Origin of the sequence: Bowdeniella nasicola (assembly GCF_900107735.1) — a bacterium.
Classification (GTDB): Bacteria; Actinomycetota; Actinomycetes; order Actinomycetales; family Actinomycetaceae; genus Bowdeniella; species Bowdeniella massiliensis.
This window is the reverse complement of record NZ_FNQV01000008.1, coordinates 21,408-42,009: the sequence shown is the minus strand read 5'-3', so window position 1 is coordinate 42,009 and position 20,602 is coordinate 21,408. Positions and strand designations below refer to the sequence as shown.

Annotated in this window: 20 protein-coding genes; 7 read left to right on the top strand and 13 right to left on the bottom strand. The window is 63.0% G+C overall.

Features of this window, described 5'->3' with window-relative positions; genetic code table 11:
- Nucleotides 1-104 precede the first annotated feature (104 nt).
- From BLU67_RS07140 to lgt, 4 genes are all read left to right on the top strand, one after another.
- Nucleotides 105-1,139, top strand: a complete 1,035-nt coding sequence (locus tag BLU67_RS07140) for an NAD(P)H-dependent flavin oxidoreductase (RefSeq protein ID WP_176780732.1) — start codon at nucleotides 105-107, stop codon at nucleotides 1,137-1,139.
- 155 nt (nucleotides 1,140-1,294) lie between these two features.
- Complete coding sequence (locus tag BLU67_RS07135; protein ID WP_092564279.1) at nucleotides 1,295-2,542, top strand: YkvI family membrane protein; 1,248 nt, start codon at nucleotides 1,295-1,297, stop codon at nucleotides 2,540-2,542.
- A gap of 74 nt (nucleotides 2,543-2,616) precedes the next feature.
- Nucleotides 2,617-3,930, top strand: a complete 1,314-nt coding sequence (locus BLU67_RS07130; RefSeq protein WP_176780731.1) for a YkvI family membrane protein — start codon at nucleotides 2,617-2,619, stop codon at nucleotides 3,928-3,930.
- Nucleotides 3,931-3,958: 28 nt separating this feature from the next.
- On the top strand, nucleotides 3,959-4,786 hold the full coding sequence (gene lgt / locus BLU67_RS07125; protein WP_092564276.1) for a prolipoprotein diacylglyceryl transferase: 828 nt from the start codon (nucleotides 3,959-3,961) through the stop codon (nucleotides 4,784-4,786).
- On the opposite strand, the gene BLU67_RS07120 is transcribed toward lgt, so the two are convergent.
- The 3 genes from BLU67_RS07120 to BLU67_RS07110 are packed head-to-tail and all read right to left on the bottom strand — an operon-like array spanning nucleotide 4,787 to nucleotide 6,855.
- Nucleotides 4,787-5,185: a hypothetical protein gene (locus tag BLU67_RS07120; protein WP_092564274.1), complete on the bottom strand. Its 399-nt coding sequence runs from the start codon at nucleotides 5,183-5,185 to the stop codon at nucleotides 4,787-4,789.
- Nucleotides 5,186-5,240: 55 nt separating this feature from the next.
- A complete protein-coding gene (locus BLU67_RS07115; RefSeq protein WP_092564271.1) occupies nucleotides 5,241-6,113 on the bottom strand; it encodes an NAD(P)H-hydrate dehydratase in 873 nt (290 codons plus the stop codon).
- Nucleotides 6,106-6,855 (bottom strand): histidine phosphatase family protein, encoded by a 750-nt coding sequence (locus BLU67_RS07110; RefSeq protein WP_092564268.1) that lies wholly within the window; start codon nucleotides 6,853-6,855, stop codon nucleotides 6,106-6,108. The genes BLU67_RS07115 and BLU67_RS07110 overlap by 8 nt, the downstream gene beginning before the upstream one ends.
- 69 nt (nucleotides 6,856-6,924) lie before the next feature.
- Here BLU67_RS07110 and BLU67_RS07105 point away from each other — a divergent pair, with 69 nt between their 5' ends.
- Nucleotides 6,925-8,067: a methyltransferase gene (locus BLU67_RS07105; protein WP_092564599.1), complete on the top strand. Its 1,143-nt coding sequence runs from the start codon at nucleotides 6,925-6,927 to the stop codon at nucleotides 8,065-8,067.
- Here BLU67_RS07105 and BLU67_RS07100 read toward each other — a convergent pair whose 3' ends face one another.
- From BLU67_RS07100 to BLU67_RS07090, 3 genes are all read right to left on the bottom strand, one after another.
- Nucleotides 8,068-8,691, bottom strand: a complete 624-nt coding sequence (locus tag BLU67_RS07100; protein WP_092564265.1) for an MBL fold metallo-hydrolase — start codon at nucleotides 8,689-8,691, stop codon at nucleotides 8,068-8,070. It abuts the gene before it with no gap.
- Entirely contained in the window at nucleotides 8,692-9,774 is a 1,083-nt protein-coding gene (locus BLU67_RS07095) for an S-(hydroxymethyl)mycothiol dehydrogenase (RefSeq protein ID WP_092564262.1), read from the bottom strand.
- A gap of 66 nt (nucleotides 9,775-9,840) precedes the next feature.
- Nucleotides 9,841-10,491, bottom strand: coding sequence for a TetR/AcrR family transcriptional regulator (locus BLU67_RS07090; RefSeq protein ID WP_092564259.1), 651 nt, complete (start codon nucleotides 10,489-10,491; stop codon nucleotides 9,841-9,843).
- A gap of 30 nt (nucleotides 10,492-10,521) precedes the next feature.
- On the opposite strand from BLU67_RS07090, the gene BLU67_RS07085 reads away from it, so the two are divergent.
- Together BLU67_RS07085 and BLU67_RS07080 are read left to right on the top strand one after the other, a co-directional pair.
- Nucleotides 10,522-13,191 carry an MMPL family transporter gene (locus BLU67_RS07085; RefSeq protein ID WP_092564256.1) on the top strand — a complete coding sequence of 890 codons (2,670 nt, stop codon included), beginning with the start codon at nucleotides 10,522-10,524 and terminating at the stop codon, nucleotides 13,189-13,191.
- Nucleotides 13,188-15,869 carry a YhgE/Pip domain-containing protein gene (locus BLU67_RS07080; RefSeq protein WP_092564253.1) on the top strand — a complete coding sequence of 894 codons (2,682 nt, stop codon included), beginning with the start codon at nucleotides 13,188-13,190 and terminating at the stop codon, nucleotides 15,867-15,869. Before BLU67_RS07085 ends, BLU67_RS07080 begins: the two co-directional genes overlap by 4 nt.
- Here BLU67_RS07080 and BLU67_RS07075 read toward each other — a convergent pair.
- The 7 genes from BLU67_RS07075 to BLU67_RS07045 form a co-directional block, all read right to left on the bottom strand.
- Nucleotides 15,866-16,516, bottom strand: coding sequence for a hypothetical protein (locus BLU67_RS07075; protein WP_092564250.1), 651 nt, complete (start codon nucleotides 16,514-16,516; stop codon nucleotides 15,866-15,868). The two genes, BLU67_RS07080 and BLU67_RS07075, sit on opposite strands and share 4 nt — an antisense overlap.
- Nucleotides 16,517-17,041 (bottom strand): MerR family transcriptional regulator, encoded by a 525-nt coding sequence (locus BLU67_RS07070; protein ID WP_092564247.1) that lies wholly within the window; start codon nucleotides 17,039-17,041, stop codon nucleotides 16,517-16,519. It lies immediately after the preceding gene.
- 194 nt (nucleotides 17,042-17,235) lie between these two features.
- Complete coding sequence (locus BLU67_RS07065; protein WP_092564244.1) at nucleotides 17,236-17,910, bottom strand: transcriptional regulator FtsR; 675 nt, start codon at nucleotides 17,908-17,910, stop codon at nucleotides 17,236-17,238.
- Nucleotides 17,911-17,993: 83 nt separating this feature from the next.
- On the bottom strand, nucleotides 17,994-18,449 hold the full coding sequence (locus tag BLU67_RS07060; RefSeq protein WP_092564241.1) for an FHA domain-containing protein: 456 nt from the start codon (nucleotides 18,447-18,449) through the stop codon (nucleotides 17,994-17,996).
- A gap of 78 nt (nucleotides 18,450-18,527) precedes the next feature.
- Nucleotides 18,528-19,244, bottom strand: a complete 717-nt coding sequence (locus BLU67_RS07055; RefSeq protein ID WP_092564238.1) for a DUF881 domain-containing protein — start codon at nucleotides 19,242-19,244, stop codon at nucleotides 18,528-18,530.
- Nucleotides 19,245-19,247: 3 nt separating this feature from the next.
- The gene (locus BLU67_RS07050) at nucleotides 19,248-19,580 is read right to left on the bottom strand and encodes a small basic family protein (protein ID WP_092564235.1); all 333 of its coding nucleotides are present in this window, start codon (nucleotides 19,578-19,580) and stop codon (nucleotides 19,248-19,250) included.
- Between the two features lie 97 nt (nucleotides 19,581-19,677).
- Nucleotides 19,678-20,505, bottom strand: coding sequence for a DUF881 domain-containing protein (locus tag BLU67_RS07045; protein WP_176780730.1), 828 nt, complete (start codon nucleotides 20,503-20,505; stop codon nucleotides 19,678-19,680).
- Nucleotides 20,506-20,602: the final 97 nt, after the last annotated feature.

The following is a 20,602-nucleotide window of genomic DNA, read 5'->3' as shown; positions in this document are numbered from 1 at the left end:
CCAGGACACAGTGTCCGGGCATACGTAACCTTGAACCAGTTCGAACGGGGATCTATTCCCACCTTGGCACAACTCGATTAAACGAGCTAACCGACGGAGATGAGATGACACACCATTCAAGCGCTAAAGTTCCGATCGTTGCAGCTCCGATGGCGGGCGGGCCAACAACGCCGGAGCTATGTGCGGCGGTCGCGGATGCGGGTGGCGCGGGTGTGATTGCCGGCGCTGATCGCAGCGGCGAAGAGATCGCCAAGGATCTGGCGGAGACCCGAAACCTCACGCGTGGACCGATCGGCGTGAATCTCTTCGTATCCGAACAGATCACTGACCTATCTAGGGCGCACCGAGAATTTTCTCAGTACCGAACATATTTAATGAAACGCTATTCGGAGCTGCCTATCCGGTGGCCAACCTTCGAGGAATGCTCGCATTCGTGGTCTAACCGAGATCAGCTTGAGGCTCTCGTCGCGGCGCCACCGGACTTCGTCTCCTTCACCTTTGGCTACCCAGACGAGGAAGCTCAAAAGGTCGCTGAATCCATGGGCCTACCTGTGTGGGTGACGTGCGCCAGTCGAGAAATGATCGATGAAGCGCTCCGACGAGGCCTGGGGGCGCTGATCGTCCAGGGGGCGGAGGCCGGTGGCCACCGTTCAGTTACCTCAATGACGGATGATCCTGGCCCTGAAACCACCGCAGAGCTCGTCGAATATGCCGCTTTGGGCGGCGCGGAGCATGTGATCGCTGCCGGTGGGATCCGGTCGGGTCGCGATATCGCGACCATGCTGGGACATGGAGCGGAGCAGGTCCAAGTCGGAACCATGTTCTTGGCGACTGATGAGTCAGGCCTTTCTGACGAAGGTAAAGACTTGGTAACAAAGGGCGGGGGAGTAGCGCTGACGAGATCCTTCAGTGGGAGACCAGCCTTGGGATTCACGTCGCTCGTTTCGGACGAGGCCGTACCACCAAAGCTCTACCCGCACATCAATAAGCTGACGGCTCCGCTGCGCGCATGGGCGTCAGCCAACCGCGAGGTTGAGTATCAGTCGATCTGGGCAGGTGATCCGTGCCGCAATGTTGCGCGCGGCTCAGCAGCCGAGATCGCTCAGCGCCTCATGAGGGAGCTGGAAGAGGCCGAATAATCTCGGGTAATGCCCCTCGGCGGCTATTAGCCCAGTTCCGATAATGTATATTATGACACTTTGGTTTTGGGGTGTCCGGGAGGGTCCTGGTGCGCGGTCCCCTGGTCCCGACTACTCTTACGGGTGATCCCTTCACCTGAGAAAGAAGCTCTCCCGTGCTCAGGCGCACCATTACTACAGCGCTCGCAGTTGTCGGCCTTGCTGTTGGCGCTGGCTTCGCCTCCGGCCGTGAAGTCATCCAGTACTTCGTGTCCTTTGGAATTCCCGGCCTTGTCGGTGCTGTCTTGGCTGCCGTCCTCTTTTCGCTCATGTGCTTGGTTGTCCTGCAGCTTGGTAGCTACTATCGCGCTAGCGAACACTCGGCTGTTTTCAATGCCGTGACGACGCCCTTTTTGTCTCGGGCGCTAGATCTGTTCATTATTTTCACGCTCTTTGCTACGGGCTTTGTCATGATCGCCGGGGCCGGCGCGAACCTCAATCAGCAGTTTGGTGTCCCCGTCTGGTTTGGATCGCTGGCGCTTACGCTGCTCGTGATTGTTGCCGGAATGCTCGATGTGCGGCGCGTCACAGAGGTGATCGGTGTGATCACCCCAGTGATCGTCGTTTTCATCACTGCTGCGGGGATTTACTCCTTCACTCACCCTGCCGGCACGCTGAGCGAATTGGCTCCCGTAGCCTCCCAGGTTCCCTCCACGCTCCCGAACTGGTTGATTTCCTCTCTGAACTACGTCGCGATGGGCTTTGCCCTCGCGGTTTCGATGGCGATCGTCATGGGAGGTGACATGCTCGATCCGAAGTCAGCGGGACGAGGTGGCCTTCTTGGAGGCGCAACATACGGCGCTCTCCTGCTGATCACGACATTCGCCCTCTACTTCAACGTCAACTATGTGGCATACGCCGAGATGCCGACACTGCAATTGGTCAACTTCATCCATCCGATCGCTGGGACGGTCATGTCAGCGGTCATCTTTGCGATGATCTTCAATACGGCGATCGGTATGTACTACGCACTCACCTCGCGCGTAGTAGCGAAGCGTCCCGAACGATTCCGCCCCACCATCGTGGTGCTCGCTCTGGCTGGTTTCGCCGTCAGCTTCGTCGGTTTTGGGAATCTCGTGTCCTACCTGTTCCCGGTGATTGGCTACGTGGGGATCGGCATTTGCCTTGTCATCGCCGCCGGCTGGTTGAAAGCGCGGCCCTCCATTGTGGAAGAGATCGAACGACGGACCCGTATTCGTCAGCTCTTTCGAAAGAAGCTCGATAAATCCCAGCCCTATTCCCCGGCTGAAGAACGTCACCTCCGCAAGGAAATCCACGCATCCAATCTGGACAATGACCAACTATGGCGTGATGTCAGTGATGAAGTCACCGCTGAACTGGCCAAGGATAGCGACCAGAACTAGCGCGCTGCGAGTGTGATCTTGGCTCCAAGATCACGGGATCACACAGCCACCTTGCAAGTCCTTGCATACGATAAATGTCGGTTATCGACCTTGGAAGGACTCCCCTCGTGCTCAAACGCACCGTCATGACTGCGCTCGCATACGTTGGACTTATGGTGGGAGCGGGCTTCGCCTCCGGTCAAGAGGTCTTGCAGTACTTCGTTTCTTTCGGTATCTGGGGCATTGTTGGCGCGATCGTCGCCGCACTCGTACTCGCCCTCACCGGCATGATCGTGCTGCAGCTGGGAAGCTACTACCGAGCAAATGAGCACTCAGTCGTCTTTGGGGAGATCTCCCATCCGCTTCTTGCCAAGGTCCTTGACGCGTTCATCACCTTTACGCTGTTTTGCATTGGTCTCGTCATGATTGCCGGCGCGGGAGCCAACCTCGAGCAACAGTTCGGCCTGCCCGTTTGGGTCGGCTCCGCGATTATGGCGCTTCTGTGCATTGCTGCCGGACTGTTAGACGTGGAGCGCGTCGCCACCGTTATTGGTGCGATCACACCTTTCATTATCGTGCTGGTCGTAGCAGCGTCGAGCTACGCGATCGCCTCGGCAGACTCGACTCGCAGTCAGCTCGATTCGCTTGCGGCAACCATTCCATCGACCCTTCCGCACTGGACGCTGTCCTCCCTCAACTATGTTGCCCTCGCGCTAGCGCTCGGAGTCTCCATGGCCATCGTCATGGGAGGTGACCAACTCGACCCGAAGTCAGCGGGCCGTGGTGGTTTGCTTGGCGGTCTCCTCTTCGGCGGCCTCCTCACCATCGCGGCGATCGCCCTGTACGCACAGCTCGGAAGCGTCATCGACCAGCCCATGCCGATGCTCGAACTCGTAGATTCGATCCATCCCGCAGCGGGACTCATCATGGCGATCGTCATCTTCGGCATGATCTTCAATACGGGTGTCGGCATGTTCTATGCACTCGCCCGACGGGTTTCTGTCACAAAGCCCGGCAGATTCTTTCCCGCCCTCGTGATCTTTGTACTCGTGGCCTTCGCCGGAAGCTTCGTTGGTTTCACCTCGCTGGTTGCCTACCTCTACCCCATCATTGGCTACGTCGGACTCCTCCTCATCGCCATTCTCGTCCTCGCCTGGCTTAGGCAGCGCAGCGATATTGCCGAAGAAATCGAACGTCGTTTCCACATCCGCCGCCTAGCTCGCAAGAAACTCCAACAGGATCTGCCCTTCTCCCCCGCTGATCAGCATCACCTTGATAAAGCAATCAGTGAATCAGTCGTTGATGACCAAGAACTACGACGGGACGTCGCCCTGGAGGTCAAAGACGAGATCGAAGCCGATCCAGAAGCTGAACTCGACGCCTCCAAACTGCCACCTCTGTCCTCGTAGAGGGCAGCGGGTCGCGTAAGGTGACACTGTGAAGTTCCCCGATATCGATCCGGCCATCCACATTGGGCCGCTCACCATTCACTGGTACGGCGTCATGTATCTCGTTGGCTTCGCCCTTGCGTGGTACCTCGGAGTGCGCCGCGCCAAGAAACCTGGCTCTGGCTGGAAGCCAGACGAGGTCGCAGACCTCATCATGTTCGCAGCCGTCGGTGTGGTCGTCGGAGGCAGGTTAGGGTACGTGCTGTTCTACGGCCTGAGTGAGGCGATCGCAGATCCGCTCTGGATCTTCCGCCTCAACGAAGGCGGCATGTCATTCCATGGCGGATTGCTCGGAGTCTTGTTTGCTATCTGGCTGTTCGCCCGTCGAACGAAACGCAAATTCTGGGACGTCACAGACTTCATTGCGCCCCTTGTCCCCCTCGGTCTTGGCTTCGGGCGGATCGGCAACTTCATCAATGGAGAGCTGTGGGGCAAAGAGACAGACCTGCCTTGGGGAATAATCTTCCCGAGTGGCGGCAACGTGCCACGCCACCCGTCGATGCTCTACGAAGCATTCTTGGAAGGCCTCGTCCTCTTCATCATTCTCTGGTGGTTTTCTTCCAAACGGCGCCCCCGGCGAGCGGTGTCCGGCTTGTTCCTTGTCGGTTATGGGGTCTTCCGGTTCGCCGTCGAATTCGTGCGCATTCCGGATGTCCAACTCGGGTACATCGCCTTTGATTGGATGACTATGGGCCAGATTCTGTCACTGCCAATGATCATCATCGGAATCTGGCTTCTCGTTGATTCCTACCGCAATCCCCGCTACCCCGAGCCTCGAGAAGAAGAACTCGAGGATACCGAGAGCCAGGAGGGCTAACTAGCGCCCCTGGTCGAGTGAGCCAGCTGAAAGTACCGCTTCGATCTGGTCCAGGGCGTCTTGCTCGGCCTGGCTCGTTCCTCGGGACGCTTGCGCGGCTGCGCGCGTAGCTTCCCGTATGGCCTCCCGATACGCTTGAGCTGTATCTCCGCCCTTGGTATCAACGACCACCAGGGCCTCACGTAAGGCGGTCAGTTCCGATCCGGGATGAATGCGGGGAAGGTCGAATTCGGAGAAGATCCCCTTTAACTCGGGCGGGAGCGACTTCAACGTTTTGCCTGCGGCGGCCGACTCCTGGAACATCGCGATGATGCCCGAATCTGCCTTCGATATAAGGGCGACGGCCGCCATCAGGCCAGCACGAATCGCATCGGATTCTTCTTCCGTGTATTGGCTCATGCCCCCATCATGAAGCGGGCCCTGCTCCGGTGTCTGCAAAGTCGCTAGCCCAGCGCTAATCTCCTTGCAGGATCTGCAGTTCCTGGGGAAGCCGCCCCAGAAGTTCACTGGCAAGAAACCCAATGCGTCCTACCCTCGCCGAGAGGGAATCTCCCGCGGCCGCATGAACGTGAGTGGCCCACACGGCCGCTTGGTCGAGAGCTGCGCCGCGCGCCCGGAGGCCGGTGATCGCGCCCGCGAGCACATCCCCGCTACCGGAGGTTCCTAGGCCCGTATCACCCGTCGTCAACTGCCACAGCTCGGATCCAATCCCGACAAATCCCTGGGCCGAGACGGTCGCACCGTATTGTTTAGCTGCTGTAGTGACGGCTTCGGGAAGCTCGTCCTCTTCGATTGTTTCAGCATCAAGGATCCGTGCGAGCTCGCCTGCGTTTGGCGTTAAGACGAGTCGTCCGTTTAATGCGTCTCGTGCACGCTGTGCCACATCGGGCAACACTCCAAGCGCAAAAGCATCGAGGACCACGGTCACGTCAGTTTCGCGCGCCACGAGTTCAACGAGGCGTTTTGCACCGTCTGGAGTATCGAGGCCGGGACCGACGAGAATGACATCGGCTCGGTCAAGCTCAGAGGCGAGGACGGACTTCGCCTGCAGCCCCGTGACGCTGCCCTGCTTGTCTTCGGCAAGCCCAAAGGCTCCGCACTCGGGCAGGTCGATCGCAAGGATCGGAGCAACAGATTCCGCGAGACCAATTGAAAGGCGTCCGGCGCCGACACGGAGCGCGGATAGGCCCGCGAGCTTGGTCGCGCCAGCAGTGGCTCTCGATCCCCCGATCACGAGCGCTTGTCCCCGCGCTGCCTTGGACCCGGACGGCTCGGGAAGCGGCCAATCCCTCAGAAGATGCGGCGTGACGGCGATAGACTCAGGCATCGGCTCCCACCTCATCGGATGCGCCAGGCTGATCGGTGACTGTGACGCCCGCGTCGGTGAGATGCGTGTCGAGGTTATAGTCCACGACGCGCCAGCGTGAAAAACGTTCCTCGTCCCGCACTATTCGGGTTACTGTCGCGTTACGCACGCCATCAGTGCGTCCCTTTTCCAAGATCGTCTCTTCGGTCATGTCCTCCGCGACATAGACGAAGAGCAGGATCACGACATCATGTGCGCTAATCAGGAGCCGCTGGTGATCCTGAACCTTTTCGACATCGTTAAGCAAAGAACGGATCCGCAGCACCATGTCTGCCCAGGATTCGCCGCCAAGCGGCCGGTAGTAGAACTTGTCGAGCCACTCTCGCCGGGCCGCCTCATCTGGGTACTTTGCCCGGATACCCGCCGCGGTTAAGGCATCGGTGATTCCCATATCGCGATCCCTGAGGCGTTCGTCGATGCGAAGCGGGAGATCGAGCTTCGCGGTAGCCAGCGCTTCTTGAGCAGTACGCTTGGCGCGCACGTAGGGCGAGGACCACACAGCGTCTGGCTGCTGGTCTGTTGGCAGCGAAGCTAGCCAGGCTCCCAGAGCTTGAGCCTGCTCGACTCCGGTATCGGATAGGTCGACGTCAGGGTCCCGTGCGGGAACATCGATACGTTCGGCCTTGTCCCGATACGCGGCTTCAGCTGCCACGTTACCCAGGGACTGGCCATGACGGACAAGTACAATTTCGGACACGCCCATACGTCGACCCTAAAGCGCCAAGACAAATGTAGCGACCGTTGCCAAGCAGAGCCCGGTAGCATGAAGGCCATGCGTTGCGCCTATTTCGAGACTGAACAGTGCCGCTCGTGTCCCGAAATCCAGACGCCCTACCGCACTCAACTTGCTGACAAGGACGCCGCTACCAGGCACCTCCTGCGCGACCATGTTCCCGATGCGGCATGGCACCCTATCGTCGCCTCGCAGCCCGACCACTTTCGCACCAAGGTCAAGCTCGCCGTCGGTGGCACTGCCCTGCATCCGCGTCTCGGCTTTATCGAGAGTGACGCGACGGTCACCGATATCCGGCTGTGCCCCATCCAAGACCGTGCCATCACCACGCTGCTGCCCGAGCTCTCCGCATTCATCGCCCGGGCTTCACTCACCCCCTATGACGTCGCCGCGCGAAGCGGGGAGCTCAAATATCTCCTCATCACGGTCGCCCCCACGGGCCAAGCAATGCTGCGATTCGTGTTGCGCTCGCGGGAAGCCGAAGCACGGATCCGCAAGCACCTGCCCGCGCTGCTCGCCGCGCTACCGCAGCTGGCGGTCGTGTCCATTAACCTTCTCCCCCAGCACAAAGCGGTGACGGAAGGCGATCAGGAAATTCCGCTCACCTCCGAGCAGTTGCTCCCGGTCCCGCTGCCTGGCTTGACTCTGTTTCTACCGCCGAAGAGCTTCATCCAAACCAATACGCAGGTCGCCAGCGAGCTCTATCAGACGGCAGCCACCTTAGTTGATCGGCTCTCGCTTCCGGAGCGTTCCCGCATCTATGACCTGTATTGCGGTATCGGCGGCTTTGCGCTGAGCCTAGCCGGAGCTGGGCGCGCCATCACGGGCGTGGAGATTTCCGCACCGGCGATCGAGGCAGCGACTCGGGCCGCCGCACTACTTGCGCCGCGCGCCGGTCAGTCGATCTCCTTCGTCGCGGGTGATGCGCTGTCCTGGGCACGCCAAGCCCAACCGGCAGACCTCGTGGTCGTCAATCCTCCACGACGCGGCATCGGAGCCGAGCTTGCACAGTGGCTGAATACCAACGCGCCGGCAGTCCTGTACTCCAGCTGCAACGCGGCTTCGCTAGCGTCTGATCTCGCCCATCTGCCGCGGCTGCGGCCGGTCTACGCCCAGGTCTTCGACATGTTCCCCCACACGCGGCACACCGAAACACTAGTCCTGCTGCAGCGCGAAGACTGACTAGTCCGCCTTCTCGTCCGGAACGTTATCCAGTTCGGCTTCGATCGTCGTATCCTCGCCGTGTCCGGTGTGCACGACCGTGTCCTTCGGAAGCGTGAAGAGCTTTTCACGGATCGACTTCACGATCGTCGGATAGTCCGAAAATGATCGGCCAGTCGCTCCCGGGCCGCCGTTGAACAGGGTGTCACCGGAAAAGACGCAGCCAAGGTCCTTCACGTAGAGGCAGACGGCTCCGGGCGCGTGCCCAGGAGTGTGCAGGACCTCGACGTCACTGCCCGCGATATGCAGAACATCGCCGTCGGCCAAATGCCCGTCGACCGACTCGCCGGGATGGCTGAGCTCCCACAGTTCCTGATCGTCGGGATGCAGCAAGATGGGTGCATCGGTCGCTTCCCGCAGCTCGAGGACCGCCCCAACGTGGTCGGAGTGCGCGTGCGTCAAGACGATGGCCTCGACGCGGCGATCGCCTACCTTGTCCAAAATCGCTTGGGCATCGTGCGGGGCATCGATGACGAAGCAGTGCTCGTCGTCGCCAAGAATCCAGACGTTGTTGTCCACCTCCCAGCTGCCGCCGTCGAGCTCGAAGGTGCCGGAGGTGATTGTGTGGTCGATTCGAATACTCATTTATAGCTCCACTACGCTGCGAAGGACGGTGCCGTCCCCCATCTTGTCAAAGGCCGCATCAACCTCGTCGATCCCGATGCGTTCGGTGACGAATTTCTCCAGCGGCAGGCGCCCCTGGGTGTAGAGGTCGACGTACATGGGAAAGTCACGCTCCGGTAGACAGTCGCCGTACCAGGAGGACTTCAGTGCCCCGCCACGCCCGAAGACCTCGAGCAGCGGGAGGGTGATGGTCATCTCGGGCGTGGGGACCCCGACGAGGACGACGGTTCCGGCGAGATCGCGGGCGTAGAAGGCCTGCTCGTAGGTCTCGGGCCGGCCGACGGCCTCAATGACGACGTCAGCGCCGAAGGAGTTGGTGAGCTCGCGAATTACCTCGACCGGATCGACCGAGCTGGAATTGACTGTGTGCGTCGCGCCGAGATCCTTGGCGAGTTCCAGCTTCTTGTCATCAACGTCGACTGCGATGATCGTGGTGGCTCCTGCGAGGCGGGCGCCAGCAATGGCCGCGTCCCCAACGCCGCCGCAGCCGATGACGGCGACCGAATCACCGCGGGTCACTCCCCCGGTGTTGATGGCGGCGCCGAGGCCCGCCATGATGCCGCATCCGAGTAGGCCAACGACGGCCGGATCGGCCTCGGGATCCACCTTCGTGCATTGCTTTTCGTGGACGAGGGTCTTATCGCAGAACGCGCCGATTCCAAGCGCCGGGCTCAGTTCCGTCCCATCCTCTAAGGTCATCTTCTTTTCGGCATTAAACGTGTCAAAGCAATACCAGGGCTCGCCGCGCTTACACGCCCGGCACGTGCCGCAAATGGCCCGCCAGTTCAGCACGACAAAGTCTCCCGGCGCCACGTGGGTCACCTGCTCCCCCACCCGTTCCACCACGCCGGCGGCTTCGTGGCCGAGGAGGAAGGGATAGTCATCGGAGATCCCGCCCTCGCGGTAGTGCAGGTCGGTGTGGCAGACGCCGCACGCCTGGATTGCGACGACCACGTCATGATCACCGGGATCGGGAATAACGATTGTCGTGAGTTCGACCGGAGCGCCTTTTTCTGCCGAAATGACGCCGCGTACCTTTTCCATGGCACCTCCAATTGCTGTGGTGGTGCTCACTGTAGCGAGGAACGCGGGGACTTTCTCGTCGATCGCTTAGCGCGCACTGCGCCGAGCCGTCGCTTCGCTCAGGTTCAGCGGATCGGAGGCAAAGGCATTGATGAGGTGGGTGACGATGACGGCCGTCGAAGTCTCTCGCCCCTCAACCTCAGCGAGGTTGATCGCGTTGAAATAGAGCGCGATGACCGCGTCGGCCAGTGCGTTCGGATCGATGAGCAGGCTTCGGCCGTGAACGTGGACGGACTCGGTGATGATCGATGCGATCTGTTCGCGCATTACCGCGCGAATGTTGAGGTAGGTCTCGCGCAGCTCGGGATGGCGCAGCGCCGCCAGGCAGGTTTCGAGCTCGATGCGCGAGAGCAGTCGGACATCGGACTCGACCGAGGAAATGAGCGCCTCGACGTCGGAAAAGATATCGCCACACAAATCGACGCGAGAGACGCCCTCGCGCGCGGTGGAAAAGATGCGATCAAGCACCTGTTGGACGGCCTGGTCGAAGACTTCTTCTTTGGAGGAAAAGCTCGAATAGAACGCTCCCCGGGTAAAGCCGGCGGCGGTCGTTAAGTCGTCGACGGTGGCACCCGCCAGGCCCTTTTCGGCAAAGACCTGCGTTGCTGCGGTGAGTAATCGCTCACGTGTGTTCTCCCGGCTGCGCACTGCCTTGCCGGTGTCGGTCGCGTCGGTCATACTGGATACATTACTGTATCGAATACATAAATGTCTCGAGATGAGGGTCCTATGTCCGCCTTCCTGTACCGGCTTGGCTCGTTCGCTGCGCGACGTGCCTGGGTGGTCATTGCCGCGTGGGTCGGCCTCCTTGCCGTTCTGGGCGGCTTGGTTGTCGGCGTCGGCGGTCAGCTGCAGGACTCCTTCGAGATCCCGGGCACCGAGGGCCAAGAGGGCCTCAACGTCCTACACTCGCGCTTCCCCGAGCTCGCCGGTGCGGGCGGCCAGGTGCTCTTCGAGGCGCCGGAGGGCGAAGACATTCACCGCTTCGAGGCCGACATCAACGCGATCGTCGATCAGGTGCGCAAGGTCGATGACGTCATGGTCGTGACCGCACCGTTCGGCGATGAAAACACCCGGGCGGCGGTCTCTGATGACAAGCGTTACGCGCTGGGAAACATTCAGCTCGCAACACAGCTCGATGACCTCTCCCCCGCCGTGCTTGATGAGCTGAAGTCGTTTGCGCGCGATGATGCGAACGGCCTGAGCGTCTACGTCGGCGGCCAGATGCTCGGCCAGACCTCCGTCGGCGTCACGGTGACCGAGGTTATCGGCGTCATTCTTGCGCTGTTCGTCCTCGCCATCACGTTCCGCTCCTTGCTCTCCGCGGCGGTCCCCATCACGACAGCGCTCGTCGGCGTGGCGATCGCCATGGCGATCATGTTGCTACTCGCGCGCTTCATGCCGATCTCCTCGACGGCACCGACGCTAGCGCTGATGCTGGGCATCGCCGTCGGGATCGACTACGCGCTGTTCATCGTCTCGCGTCACCGCCAGCAGCTGGCCGACGGCATGGAGGTGCGCGAATCGGCCGCACGCGCCAACGCGACCTCGGGTGGCGCCGTCGTCTTCGCCGGCGGCACCGTCATCATTGCGCTGCTGGGCCTTTACGTCACGAACATTCCATTTCTCGCGGTCATGGGCGCAATGGCGGCGATCGCCGTCGCGATCGCCGTGGGCGTCGCCGTCTCGCTGATCCCGGCGGTCGTCTCGCTCCTCGGCGAGCGGATCCGGCCCAAGGCCGGCACGCGCGCGCACGAGGTCTCGCGCAGCGCGGACAAGCGCACCAAGGCCACGATGAGCGACTGGTGGGTTGGGGTCGTCACCTCCCATCCCGTCGTCGTTATCATCGCCTGTATCGTTGCCGTCGCGGCCCTGGCGATCCCCGCCCGCGACCTCGCGCTCGCGCTGCCCGGTAATGACACCGCCGAGGAAGGCAGTCAGGCGCGCGTGACCTACGAGCTCGTGGAGAAGAACTTCGGGCCGGGAGTGAACGACCCGCTGCTCATGACGATGGGAATCATCCAGTCCCAGGATCCGCTCACTTTGATGGATAACATCGCCGATAAGGTGCGCGAGATTCCCGGGATCTCGGACGTGGAGATGGCGACCCCCAACCGCAGCGCGGACATCGGCGTCATCGTCCTCATCCCCGAAACCAAGCAGTCCGACCCCCAAACGGCCGATCTCGTCCATCGCCTGCGCGACCATGCGCCGCAGTGGGAAGACGAGTTCGGCGTGACCGATATTCGCGTGACGGGGCAAACGGCTGTCGGCATCGATATCTCCGAGCGGCTATCCAACGCCATGGTGCCTTTTGGTGTCGTCGTCGTTGGACTTTCGCTCATCTTGCTGACCCTCGTGTTCCGCTCGCTGTGGGTGCCGCTCAAGGCGACGCTCGGCTATCTGCTGTCGGTGTTTGCGGCCTTCGGCGTTGTGGCGCTCGTCTTTGAGCACGGTTGGTTCAACGACGCGCTCGGCATCGGCGTCGTCGGACCCGTCATTTCGTTTATGCCCGTTATTTTGATGGGTGTGCTGTTCGGACTGGCGATGGACTACGAGGTCTTCCTCGTCACGCGCATGCGCGAAGACTTCGTCCATCACGGCGATGCGCGCCACGCGGTCAAGACGGGCTTTTCCGCCTCCGCTCGCGTCGTGACCGCGGCAGCGCTCATCATGATTTCCGTCTTCGCGTTCTTCGTGCCCGAAGGCAGCTTCTACGTCCAACCGATTGCGCTCGGGCTGGCCGTCGGTGTCGCCGTCGATGCATTCCTCGTGCGGATGACGCTCGTGCCGGCGATCATGACGCTGTTGGGAGAGCGGGCCTGGCACCTGCCCAACTGGCTCAAGGCGCGCCTGCCCTACCTGGACGTCGAGGGCGAATCGATCGAGAAGCGCCTCGCGCACGCGACGTGGGAAGAGGAGCACGGCCCGCACATTATTCGTGCCGAGCGCGTCGGCCTCGCCGATCGCGAGGGCGATCTGCTGCGCGATATTTCGCTCACCGTGCCGGCCCGCTCCCGCACCGAGATCGTCGTCGCCGACCCATTGCAGCGCCGGGCTCTTGCGGCGACCCTGGCGGGGCGGACGCTGCCCGATCGGGGCGAACTCATCGTCTGCGGGCACATCCTGCCGGCCGAAGCGAGCGCGGTGCGGTCTCGGGCGAGCCTCGCGATCGGCGTGGCGAATACCGCGAGTGCCGAGGCCCGCGCCGGCGAACTCCTCGTCATCGATATGGGGCCGGGAGACAGCGAGGAGCGTCTCGCCAGCCTCGACTTCCCGCCCGAGCTCACCGTCGTCGCCCTGTGTGACCGCCCCCGAGACCTCACGGGATTTACCACTCGCACGCTTTCGAGCGAGACCAAGGAGATGGCGCTATGAAACGCCGGACGCTCATTGCACTGATCGCGGCCATGATCTTGCCGCTGCTGACCTCTCTCATGGCGGTCGGGGCCGTCGCGGGACGCACCGATCGGATCGATCACGTGCCCGCGGCCGTTGTCTCCCTCGATGAGGGCACGACGATGGAGGTCGACGGCAAGGAACAGCAGGTGCCGCTCGGCCGGCTCATCGCCGCCGACCTTGTCTCCCCCGTCGATGAGTCCGTGCGCGATACCTTCGAGTGGAAACTCGTCGACGCCGATGCCGCGCGCGAAGGTCTGACGGACGGCACCTACTATGCCGTCGTGACGATTCCGGCGGAATTCTCCCGCAACCTCGCGACGATGGGATCGCCGAAGGCGACGCCGGCGGTCATCAACGTCGAATCGAACCAGGCCACGAGCGAGATCCTTGGGCGGGTCTCGACCTCCATCGCGCGGGCCGTTGCCAACCACGTCGGCGAAGGCATGACGGAAAAGCTCCTCGAGGGGATCTACCTCGGCTTCGGACAGCTCGGCGACGGGCTCGATGAGGCCGCCGAAGGCGCAGACAAGCTCGCGGACGGCACCGGGCAGGCCGCCGACGGCGCACGCCAAAGTGCCGACGGCTCCCGCGCGCTGGCCGACAACATGCCCGCCCTCGCCGCGGGCGCCCGGCAGATCGCAGGCGGCGCGGGAGCCCTCGCGGCCGGTTCGGTCCAGGCGGCCTCCGGAGTGGGCCAACTCGCCTCCGGCGCCCACGAGCTTGCCGCGGGTCAGCGCACCTATGCGGCGGGCGTCGATCGGTACGCGGCCGGCCAAGATCAGCTGGCCGCGGGTGCGCGCCAGCTCGCCGATGGCACCGCGCAGATTCGCGCGGAACTCGACAAGCTGCCGCCCGAGGTGCGCGCGCTGCTCAGCGGCGAGACGGACCTAAGCGAGCTCGACAAGGTGCTCGCTACGCTCGAGCCGCTCCCCGGCCAGCTTGATGACCTCATCGACCCGGTGGCGGCGGAGGCCGCCATCCGCGAGGCGATCGCGCGCCTAGAGGCGGCACGCCCGACGCTCGAGCGGATCGCGAGCCAGGCCCGCCAAAGCGCGCAGCGGATGCGCGAAGCCGCGGCGATCATGGCCGACATTTCCGCTGGCGGGCTCGCCGGCGACGTCGCGGCGCTACGCGATGGGCTCCTCGGCCAGATCGACGGCGCGCTCGGGGACAGCGTCGCCCAGTGCTCCGCCTCGGGTGCCTCCGAGGAGTTCTGCGCGCAGCTCGCCGCTCAGGTTTCTGCGCTGCGCGCCTCCACCGCCAGCCCCGAGGTGCAGGCGCTCATCGGGCGGTTGACCGCCTTCGCGCAGCAGCTGGATCCGGCCCACAGCAACCTGCTGGCGCTGCTAAACGGCGATGGCACGCCGAACAACCCAGGCCTTATCACGCTTCTCGACTCCCTGGCCACGACGCTGACAGGACCCGACGGCGCCTCCGGCGCCATCGGCGAACTCATCGACGCCACCACCGGGCTACAGCGCCTCATCAAGGAGCTTGGCGGCGCCGACGGCGTCATCGCCACCCTCACGCAGCTGCGTGAGCTACTCGTCGGTAGCGAGGCCCGCCCCGGCCTCATCACAATGCTGCGCACCGCGCTGCCGCAGCTGCCCGAGTTCTATCACGGCATGCTCGCCCTTGCCGACGGCACGAGCCAACTGGCCGATGGGACCGCGGCCTCGGCCGCGGGCGCCCGCCAACTCTCCTCTGGCGCCCACGGCCTAGCCGATGGCACGGGTCAGCTCGCCGGTGGCGCTTCAAGCGCCGCCGACGGCCTGCGTCAGCTCGCGACGGGTGCCGGCGCACTCGATGCCGGAGCAGGGCAGCTTGCCGATGGCGCCGGCCAGGCCGCGGACGGCTCCGCGCAGCTTGCCGATGGCCTCTCCCAGCTCGCCGATGGCATGGGCGAGCTCTCCACGGGCACCATCTCGTTGGCCGATGGGCTGCACCAGGCGGCAGACGAGGTGCCGCGCTACACCGATGAGGAGCAGGCACGCATGGTCGCTATGGGCACGGCGCCGGTCACGGTGACGGATTCACGCCTGCACGCCGATACCTCCCCGGCCGCAGCATGGTTCCCGCCGATCGCGCCTCTCATGCTCTTCCTCGGTGCGATCGCCACCTACCTCATCCTGCCCGCGGTCCCCCGCGGCGCCCGCAGCGGCGCCGTCTCCACCTACCGCGCCGCGCTGCGCGGCTGGTGGCCGGCAGCGGCAATCGGCGCTCTGCAGGGCGCACTGCTGGCCATCCTCATGCCGGTGCTCGGCGTGGGGGCCGCACACCCGTTCCTCGCGGGCGGGGCGCTGATCATCATGGGCGTGGCGTTCGCGGCCGTCGTCCAGGCGCTGCATATTCTCGCCGGCGCCCGCCTCGGCACGGTGATCGCGCTCGCGGCGCTCGTCTTGCAGGCTGTTGCGCTGTCGGTCGTCCTGCCGTCGGCTACGGCCCCGGCCGCGATCCAGGCGCTGCACGGTGTGCTGCCCGTGGGAGCGGGCGCCGACGCGCTGTCGGCCGCGGTCTTGCCGGGGCTTGGTTCGCTTGCCGTGCCGCTGGCGATCGTCATCGGCTGGGGTGCGGCCGCGCTCGTGGCGACGGTCGTCTCGATGGGGCGTCGCCAGACGTTCACGACGGACGAATTGCGGGCCGCCGTCGCCTAGGTTGAGAGCACCTCGATGAGGGCCGCCCACGTGGCGGCCAGCAGCGGGGCCGGGACTTCGCTCGTATCGAAGCTGGCGGCCTCCAGCGGTTGCAGCGTGACGCTGCTGGGGGCTGCCACGCGTTCCAACAGGTCAGGGCGCGGATGCGATTGATCAATGTGCAGCGTGAGCGGAAAGACGCTTGCCAGATCCGTTAGTGCTGCTTGGGCCCCCGCTTCCGCGCCGACGAGCGACATCGCCGTGCCGGCGAGCAGTCGTCCGGACAGGACGTGGCGGACGCACATGGCGAGCGCTGCCACCGGGCGGGTGTCGCGGGCATCGCCGACGATGATGGGAGCGCCGACCCCGGCCGGATCATCGATGTCCTGAAAAGCGATGACGGCATCGACGAGTGAGCCCAGATCGGCAAGCGCTTCGGCAGTCGTCTCCTCGCGCTCATCGATGGTGAGAACCGAGGTGGAGAGCGCATCGAGGGCAGCTCGTAGCGCGAGATCGTCGCGAGTAGTCAGTGGGCGTCCGACGATGCCGACGCGCTGTGGCCCGCGGTTGCGACGGTGCAGGCCACTCGTGTGCCAGCCCGCTGCCGAGAGCCACAGGTATTCGTGGTCGGTGCGGGAAAGGTCAGACAGCCGTGAAAACGATCGCACCTAGGATCCCGCGGCGCGACGTGCTGCGCGACGGCGTGAGAGTTCGTCCATTCCGGGCTCGATCGCCTCATCGGCGCGATCGGTCGGAAGCTCGGCAAGCGAACCCTCGACCTCTCGCCACACGCGGCCAACGGCGATGCCAAAGACGCCCTGACCACCCTGGACGAGGTCGATCACCTCATCGGCGCTGGTGCATTCGTAGACCGAGGCACCATCGGACATGAGCGTGATCTGCGCGAGGTCATCGACACCGCGCTCGTGCAAGAACGTAATGGCGGTGCGGATCTGCTGCAGCGTCACACCGGTATCGAGGAGTCGCTTGACGACCTTGAGCACGAGGATGTCGCGGAAGGAGTACAGGCGCTGGGAGCCGGAGCCGGAGGCCCCGCGGATGGAGGGCTCAACGAGGCCGGTGCGGGCCCAGTAATCGAGCTGGCGGTAGGTGATGCCGGCGGCTTTGCAGGCAATCGGTCCTCGGTAGCCTGTCTGCGTATCCAAATCGGGCAGGGTATCGCCAAAAAGCATGCCCTGAGCGCGTTGCAGTGGTGCCTGAGGCACGGGCTTTTGAGCGCTAGTCACGTTCACTCCGATCTGTTCACACACGTTGTGCGGCTACCCCTACGGTACGGCCAATGGGGCCTCAAATCAACGAACCCCCACTCCGACACGCCGGTGTGTCGCAAAACTGTAACCTTCGAGCTGAAGGTGAGGGTTTGCTCCTACTGCTGCAGGCTGTCCCCCACCGCAACCAGGGTGAGATCCGACGTCAGGCGGGAAAGCACGCTCGCCACATCAGCGGCTTTGGCATCGCTGCGTTCCTTCGCAGCAGCGTGCGTGCCGACGCGCAGCGGGGCCGCGACCTGGGTAACGAGATCACTGTTGCGCGTCGAGGACTGTCGAAGGTGCGAGAGGTGACGCGCTTCGATCCCGAACTGGGAGAGCTGGATGAGAGCCGAGACGACCTCAATACAGCGCACGTGGAAGCGGCCCTTACGGTCAGGGCGGATGAGGGCCGAGGCGATAATCTCTTCGATTTCGGCGATCGATGCACCTGAGAGATCCGCGAGCTCACGCTTGCCAATCCGCTCGCTTCCAGTGCGGCGGACGAGCCGCCCGGCCACCGAGACGACGCGGGCGGTTGGCTCGTCATCGATTTCCCGGCCCTGATCCATCTCGTGGAGCTGGTCGCGAATAACGTTAAGGGGACGGAAGTGGTCACGCTGCTGGATGAGCACGTAACGGATGCGCTGCAGGTCGGCTGCGGAGTACTTCCGGTAGCCAGAGGACGTGCGCTCTGGCGAGACGAGACCTTCATCTTCGATGAAGCGAAGTTTGGAGGGTTTGACCGCCGGAAACTCTGGCTTGAGGGCCGCGACGGCTTCTCCGATCGACATCACGGGACGGTGCGAGACGTCAAATGGCCACGAATCTCCCTGGGGAGTCAGGTCTGCGGCCGGCTGGGATTCAGGGGCCGCATTCACTGGGCGGGCTCACCCGCCTGCGGGCGATGGGGGGATGCGTGGAAGGTCATGCGGTATTTACCGATTTGGACCTCGTCGCCATCGTGTAGCTCAGCGATCTCGATGCGTTGGCGATTGATGTAGGTCCCGTTCAGCGATCCAATGTCACGGATCTGGTAGCCCTCTTCGGTCTGGTCGAACACGCAGTGCTTGCGAGAGACCGTGACATCGTCGAGGAAGATATCGGAGGCCGGATGACGACCCGCGGTGGTCGTGTCGGAATCGAGGAGGAAGCGCGCACCGCGGTTGGGGCCTCGCTGCACGATCAGCAACGCCGATGCGGGCGGTAGCGCCGCAATAACGTCCTTATCATCGGCAGTGATACCACCTTCGACAACAGCTTCTTCGCTCGCGCCAACGGCACCGAATCGGGCTGTCGAGGTGGGATCGTCCTTACGCGGTGTGTCACTCATGATGTCCCTCCAAGCCTTTGGTAAGTACTCTACGGAACTTCTCTGACATTTCCCAACTTGTGCGAAGAGCGCAACGCGCTACTTTTTGTCTTGCGGCTCGGCGTACTTCAGCTCGGGCTCTTCACGCACCGAGGTGATCGAGATATCTTCCCGCTGCGTTACCGTCGAGCGGGCCCCAGCGGCGCGAATAGTGGCGAGTGCACCGCCCGGAATATCGAGTGCTCCCGACATGGTTTGCGCTCCCCCGATGGCATTAAAGACGTATGGCGAGGACAGCGGCGTGCCATCGGCGATGATCGTGTCGCCGTCGCGTTGGAACCAGCTTGAGGTCGTCAGACGCTGCGAGTTCAGTTCGATTGCCTCGGCGCCAGCATTGCGGAGCTCTTCGAGGACCGTGACCATCATCTGAGCGGTGAGCGCGCCTTCATTGTCGATAATTGTGAGTGAGATTCCAGGGCCGTGGACGGGCACCGTACCGGCCAGGATGGCTCGATTGCGGCTCTGTTCTTGCGCGGCCTCGCGGGCTGCCTGGTCCGATCGGGCACCGGATTGGAGTTCTTCGAGGCGCTGCTGCAGGACCTGTGACTCGGTGGTGAGTTCTTCGTTGCGCCGCCCGAGTTCATCCAGGAGGCGAATGAGGTCGTCCTGGCGCATGCTTGCAAGGCTCTGCTGTGGCGCCTGACGAACCTGCGTAATGATGCCGAGACCAAGGAGTGCGCACAGCACAATGACCGTCAGTGAGCGCGCCCCCAACAGGGTGCGCAGTGTCGACTTCGCCGAAGGCGTCTCCCCCATCGGCTACGCCTTAAAGACGTGGCGGCGGATCGCTGCGGCGTTAGCAAAGATCCGGATGCCGAGGACGACAATGACCGCAGTTTGTAGCTGCGAGCCGACACCGATTTTGTCTCCAAGCCACACGATGAGGGCGGCGATGAAGACATTGAAGATAAAGGAGGTGACAAAAACTCGATCATCGAAGACATCATCGAGGCGGGCGCGCAGGCCACCGGCAAGTGCGTCGAGAGCTGCCACCACCGCAATAGGCAGGTAGGGCTGCAATCCGAGCGGCACGGTCGGTTGAAACCACAACCCGAGTCCGATGCCGACCAGCAGGCCGATAATGGCGAACATGCCCCTCCTTTAACTGCGCCGACTACCAGGGTGCCACACTCGAGCGCGTCGATGGCCGGAACACGGCGGTGTGGCCGAATTGCAATGTTTGCTCACGCTATTTGGCGACCTTTGTCCCGACCTGTGAGTCCGTGGAGACATAGCGTAGTCGCGCCTGTTGCGCTGCTGGGATTAAGAGCTCGTCTGCCGAAGCGATGTCGACCCGAACTCCGAACATGTCCCGCAGACCGGCCAGATGCGCGGAGCCACGTGTCTTGGCGAAGGCTGCCTGGATGTCGGTCGGATCAGCGATGACGGAGATCTCATAGGGTGGCGCGAGCGGAATGAGATTAACAAGCACCGCCTGGCCTGCGCTGCGAATCGCTGTGGTCGGACCAATGCGCTGGCCGTTAATCGAAATCGCTTCCGCGCCGGCGCTCCACAGCGAGTTCACGAGAACCTGGAAATCGAAATCCTTAACTCGGCCCTCGGCCTTTTCTACGTCGCGATCATCCAGGGTCAGCACAATTCCGGGGCCACTCACCGCGACGACACCGCTCGCGGCGCCGGTGGTCGCGAGCTGCTGCGATATCAACGGTGCCTCGTCAATGACTTCCTTGCGTGCGTCTTCGATGGCCTGATTGAGTTCGAGGTTCTTCTGCACGTTGGAATCGACGTGGGCGATCATGGCATCGACCTGGTCGGCAAGGGATTGGCGCGCAGCTGCCGCGGCGTCCGAGGGCGCGCGTAGGGCGTGGGTCGCCCAAACCGCGCTGGCACCAATGACGATGCTAAGAAAAAAGATCGATGCCTTTTGCCAGGGCGGATATCGTCGCTGTTTGGCCGCCTTTGAATACCCGATATCGACGGGATCTTCCAGAATCTTGCGAAGGACCGCTCCGGATACAGAGGGCGATGACCGTCGGTGCCAACTGCTTGGCGACATCGTTCCTCCGCTCTGCCTGCGATACCTAACTGGCACCATCGTAGCGTTGATCGGCCCGCTCGTTTATCCCGCCAAAGTGTACATATTGGTTTGGTGG